This is a genomic window from Mesorhizobium sp. M7A.F.Ca.MR.362.00.0.0 (assembly GCF_004023175.1).
Classification (GTDB): Bacteria; Pseudomonadota; Alphaproteobacteria; order Rhizobiales; family Rhizobiaceae; genus Mesorhizobium.
The window spans coordinates 8,647-13,219 of the sequence record NZ_RZTF01000163.1 but is presented as its reverse complement, the minus strand read 5'-3'; the positions used below and the strand labels follow the sequence as shown (position 1 = coordinate 13,219).

The window sequence follows — 4,573 nt, the reverse complement described above, 5'->3', positions numbered from 1 at the left end:
ATAGTGACGGGGAGAAGGACGCCGTCGCTGACGATTTCGCCAATCGGCGACCTTGCAGGGCGAACGCCGGCGTCGCCATTGCCCCTTTCTCCCCGTCACTATACGGGGAGAAATGTCCGGCAGGACAATGAGGGGCGGCGCAACCCTCTGAGGTTCAATCCGCATCACCTGCAGGCCCGGCCTTGCCGCACTGCGCCAGCACCTTGCCGATGGCCGCGCTCGACCCCTTCAGCGGAAAGCTGATCTCGCCATATTTGGCTGAACTGACCGACACATCGCCCTTCCCACGCAACAGGTCCAGCAACGGATCGGCTTTCGCCAGATTGACCACGAAGTAGTTGTACATCGCCTCCAGCTGCAGCGTCTTCGTTACCGTCTTGCCGTCGGCCTTGAACGCGAACGAACCGCTGATGCCAGGCTCCAGCTGCTGGCCGGTGGCGCCGAGATCGTAGCTCAGCACCGGCGTGTCGAAACAGGTGAGCATCATATGCGCATCGCCTTTCGGCCCGCCGCAGACCGAAGCCGTCAGCACGCTGCCGCCCTCGTCTTCCTCCATCTTGGCGCTCCAGCCACCGCACGACGCGGCAAACGCCGGCTGCGCGGCCTGCACGACGGCCAAGGCACCAGCGACGATGAGATGTGCAACTCTCATGACTCCCCCAATTGACTGCCTCCAGGGCATTTGCAGCGCCCGTCGGCAGCATATAGGAAAAAGCGATCCGATGGCATTGCCCGTTGCGGCAGCCGGTCCTGTTTCGTGGAGAGTTGGATTGAGAGCCTGCGTTCGCCTGTGTCTGTCCTTTGCCGCCCTGCTTGCCTCGCCGCTCACCGCTCGTGCCGAGTGGAAGCCGGTCGAGAAGATCGAGCCCTACGCGATCTCGGGCCGGTCCGGCGCCGAACTCTACCGGTCGATCGGCGAGAAAGGGCCAAAGCTCGGCATTGCCCGCGCCATCGCCTACACCAATTTCAAGCTGACCTGGGGGTTAAGGGACTACAAGCCCAAGGGCAAAGACTGCGTGCTGACGGCCGGGCGGCCGAAGCTGATCGTCACCTACACCTTGCCAAAACCCTCCGGCTCCCTGCCGCCCGCCGTCCAGAAGAACTGGGAAACTTTCATCGCCGGCGTCGCCGCCCATGAGAAGGTGCATGGCGCCAGCATGGTCCAGATGGTCCACGACATCCAAGCCGCGACGAACGGCCTGACCGTCGCCGACGATCCCAAATGCAGCAAGACAAGGGCCGAGGTGGTCAAGCGGCTCGACGCAATCTCGAAGGCGCGGGTGCTGGCAAGCCGCGATTTCGACCGCGTCGAATTCGGCAATGGCGGCAATTTGCAGAAACTGGTTTTTTCGCTCGTGACCGGCCCCTGACTGCGCAGCCTCCAATCCGAAGTTTGCGGCAGTGCTATCTTCGACCGCTGGCGCCGGCCGCTTCGCCCAGCTCACCGCGTTTCCGCACTCGCCCTCAGCTCCGCCCGCTTCTCGTCCGAGACGACGGCCAGATCCAGCACCTTCTGCAATTCGGCGGCATGGCGGAAGGACGGTTCGGCCTGCACGCCGGATCGCACCGCGTCAGTGAAACGCTGGTAGTTGGTCGGCACCGTGCCGGCGTCGAGCTCTTCCCATATGGCGTTCTCGACGTTTTCGCCGATGCAAGCCTTGAGCGTCGAACCATCCAGATTGTGCACCACTTCGATGCCGCCCTTCTCGCCATAGATGCGCAGGCGCAGCTCGTTGAGATGGCCAGTCGCCCAGCGGCTGGCATGCACCACGCCGAAGGCGCCGTTGGAAAAGTCCAGCGTCATGGCGAAGCTGTCATTGGCGTCTAGCCCGTAGTCGCCGATGCGGTTGCCGGGCGCCTTGTCGAAGGCGCGCAGCCGGCAGAAGACATGGTCGATGTCGACGGCTGCGCCATAGCTGGCGAAATCGAGGATGTGGATGCCGACATCGCCAAGCACGCCATTGGAGCCGTGGCCGCGTGACAGGCGCCACAGCCATTTCGGATCGGTGCGCCAGTCGCCCCAGAATTTCGACACCAGCCAGCTTTGCAGGTAGGACGCCTCGACATGCCTGACGGTGCCGATCTCGCCCGCCTGCACCATCTGGCGGGCCTTCTGCAGCGCCGGCACATTGCGATAGGTGAGGTTCACCATGTTGACGATGCCGGCGGCCTCGGCGGCGTCGGCCATCTCGGTCGCCTTGCCATAGTTTTCGGCCAGCGGCTTCTCGCACAGCACCGGCTTGCCGGCGGCGACCAGCGCCATGGTGGTCGGGTGGTGGATGCGGTCCGGCGTGACATTGGCCACCGCGTCGAACTCACCCCATGTCAGCGCCTCATCCAGCGCGGTAAAGCGGTTGGGAATGTTGAAGCCGTCGGCGAATTCGCCGACGCGCGCCGGATCGACATCCACGGCGCCGACAATGTCGACGCCGTCGATGGCGGTGAAGCGCCGCGCATGTTCCTGCGCCATCCAGCCGGTGCCGAGTATCAAAAGCCGCATTCTTTGCTCCTTGGGGTGAGATGCCGGGATCCCCTCCCGGCCGACGCCCTCAAATAGCGCGTATGATGCCGCCGTCGACCCGGATGTTCTGGCCGGTGATGTAGCCGGCGCCTTCGGACGCCAGGAAGGCGATGGTCGCGGCGATTTCTTCCGAGGTGCCGTAGCGCTGCATCGGCACACTGTCGCGGCGTTCTTCTGTGGCCGGCAGGCTGTCGATCCAGCCGGGCAGCACGTTGTTCATGCGCACATTGTCGGCGGCGTAGGTGTTGGCGAAGATCTTGGTGTAGGCGGCAAGCCCGGCACGGAACACCGCGGACGTCGGGAACATCGGGCTCGGCTCGACCACCCAAGCCGTCGAGATGTTGATGATGGCCCCACCCTTCTGCTTGACCATCTGCGGCGCCACGATGCGCACGGGACGGATGACGTTCAGCAGATAGACATCCATGCCGGTGTGCCATTGCTCGTCGGTGATTTCGAGGATCGGGGCGCGCGGCCCGTGGCCGCCGCTGTTGACCAGCACGTCGATGCGGCCAAAACGTTCGAGCGTCAGGTCGACGAGACGCTGCAGATCTTCATTGGATTGGTTGGAGCCGGTGACGCCCAGCCCGCCCAATTCCCCAGCCAGCGCCTCGCCCTTTCCGGACGACGAAAGAATGGCGACCTTGAAGCCGTCCGCCGCCAGCCGCTTGGCCGCCGCCGCACCCATGCCGCTGCCGCCGGCCACCACCACAGCTACTTTTTCTACACTCATCGGATTTTCCTCTCAGGGCTTGCGGGCACCGAAAGCGGTGTTTTCGGGAGCTGAGCGCTGATATAGCTGGTTTTCCCCGCTGGTTCGAACCAGAATGCCTGAAATCAACCTGTAGAAAAACTCCTGCATGCCCGAAGCCTTCCTCAGCCTGCCGCCGTTGAATGCGCTGCGCGCCTTCGAAGCCTCGGCGCGTCATCTCAACTTCCGCATCGCCGCCGAAGAGCTGAATGTCACGCAAGGGGCGGTCGCCCAGCACATTCGCGGGCTGGAAGCCGATCTCGGCACAAAGCTGTTCGAGCGGCTGCCGCGCGGCCTGGCGCTGACCGATGAGGGCCGCGCCTATGTCCCCAATATCCGCCGCGCCTTCGACCTGATCTCGGAGGCGACGCTGCTGCTTCGTCCCGAGCCGGCGCGGCTGACGATCAGCGTGACGCCGAGCTTCGCCACCAAATGGCTGATCCCGAGATTGCACGACTTCGTCGCGCACAACCCGCTGGTCGATTTGCGCGTGCTGGCCAGCGAGAGCCTATCGAGCTTTCAAGCCGATGGCGTCGACATCGCGGTCAGGCAAGGCCGCCCGCCCTTCGGCGCTGGGCTGATCGTCGACCTGCTGTTTCCCCAGCAGATCGTCGCCGTCTGCACCCCGGCCTTGCTGCCGGAAGGTGTTGCTGAAATCGCAGCCTCCGAAATCCAGCACCATGTGCTGCTGCACGATGCCCACAATCTGTGGCCGGAATTCATGGAGAAAGCGGTCGGCCTGAAGATGACGACCGAATTGAAACGGATGCGCTTCAACCAGACGGGCCTGGCCATCGACGCGGCCGTCGCCGGCCAGGGCATTGCGCTGGCCAGCCGCTTCCTCGTAGCCGCCGATCTCGCCGCCGGCCGCCTGGTCCAGCCGGTCCTTGGCGAAATGCGTGGCACGCAGGATTTTTATGTCGTCATGCCGCGAAAGCAGCGCCATCCCGAGCCGACGCAAGCCGTGCGGCAATGGTTGCTGGATGCGGGAGAAAGGCCGCCGCTCTAGATCGGCAGCAAGGCGTCGGGCTTCACATTGGCGATCGAAGCGTAGGTGTGTGTCTCCCGCACCCCGGGCAGCGGCAGGATGACGCGCTGCAGGAAATCCTGGAACATCGCCATGTCGGCGATGCGCGCCTTGACCAGATAGTCGAAGCCGCCGACCACCATGTGGCATTCGATGATCTCGGGCGCCCGCAGAACCGCCTCGGCGAAGCGGTCGAACACATGCGGCGCCGTGTGGTCGAGCCGCACCTCGATGAAGACGAGCTGCGCCTGCCCGATCCGAGCAGGATCGAGCA

General features: G+C 64.2%; 6 protein-coding genes. 2 read left to right on the top strand and 4 right to left on the bottom strand.

Features of this window, described 5'->3' with window-relative positions; all coding sequences use genetic code 11:
• Positions 1-154 precede the first annotated feature (154 nt).
• Positions 155-652, bottom strand: a complete 498-nt coding sequence (locus tag EOC06_RS19800; RefSeq protein WP_245469811.1) for a hypothetical protein — start codon at positions 650-652, stop codon at positions 155-157.
• Positions 653-770: 118 nt separating this feature from the next.
• Here EOC06_RS19800 and EOC06_RS19795 point away from each other — a divergent pair, with 118 nt between their 5' ends.
• The gene (locus EOC06_RS19795; protein WP_128308576.1) at positions 771-1,370 is read left to right on the top strand and encodes a DUF922 domain-containing Zn-dependent protease; all 600 of its coding nucleotides are present in this window, start codon (positions 771-773) and stop codon (positions 1,368-1,370) included.
• Positions 1,371-1,441: 71 nt separating this feature from the next.
• Here the strand turns inward: EOC06_RS19795 and EOC06_RS19790 are convergent, their stop codons facing one another.
• Together EOC06_RS19790 and EOC06_RS19785 are read right to left on the bottom strand one after the other, a co-directional pair.
• Positions 1,442-2,500, bottom strand: a complete 1,059-nt coding sequence (locus EOC06_RS19790) for a Gfo/Idh/MocA family protein (RefSeq protein WP_128308575.1) — start codon at positions 2,498-2,500, stop codon at positions 1,442-1,444.
• A gap of 49 nt (positions 2,501-2,549) precedes the next feature.
• A complete protein-coding gene (locus EOC06_RS19785; protein WP_023813851.1) occupies positions 2,550-3,254 on the bottom strand; it encodes an SDR family oxidoreductase in 705 nt (234 codons plus the stop codon).
• 127 nt (positions 3,255-3,381) lie between these two features.
• Here EOC06_RS19785 and EOC06_RS19780 point away from each other — a divergent pair, with 127 nt between their 5' ends.
• Positions 3,382-4,281, top strand: a complete 900-nt coding sequence (locus EOC06_RS19780; protein WP_128308574.1) for a LysR substrate-binding domain-containing protein — start codon at positions 3,382-3,384, stop codon at positions 4,279-4,281.
• Here EOC06_RS19780 and EOC06_RS42920 read toward each other — a convergent pair.
• Positions 4,278-4,573 (bottom strand): Lrp/AsnC ligand binding domain-containing protein (locus EOC06_RS42920; RefSeq protein WP_245469809.1); only part of this gene is annotated, 296 nt, incomplete at its 5' end. The two genes, EOC06_RS19780 and EOC06_RS42920, sit on opposite strands and share 4 nt — an antisense overlap.

Bases quoted from the DNA above. Each gene is read 5' to 3' on its own strand.
- EOC06_RS19800 (WP_245469811.1), bottom strand. From the start codon at position 652: ATGAGAGTTGCACATCTCATCGTCGCTGGTGCCTTGGCCGTCGTGCAG.
- EOC06_RS19790 (WP_128308575.1), bottom strand. From the start codon at position 2,500: ATGCGGCTTTTGATACTCGGCACCGGCTGGATGGCGCAGGAACATGCG.
- EOC06_RS19785 (WP_023813851.1), bottom strand. From the start codon at position 3,254: ATGAGTGTAGAAAAAGTAGCTGTGGTGGTGGCCGGCGGCAGCGGCATG.
- EOC06_RS19780 (WP_128308574.1), top strand. From the start codon at position 3,382: ATGCCCGAAGCCTTCCTCAGCCTGCCGCCGTTGAATGCGCTGCGCGCC.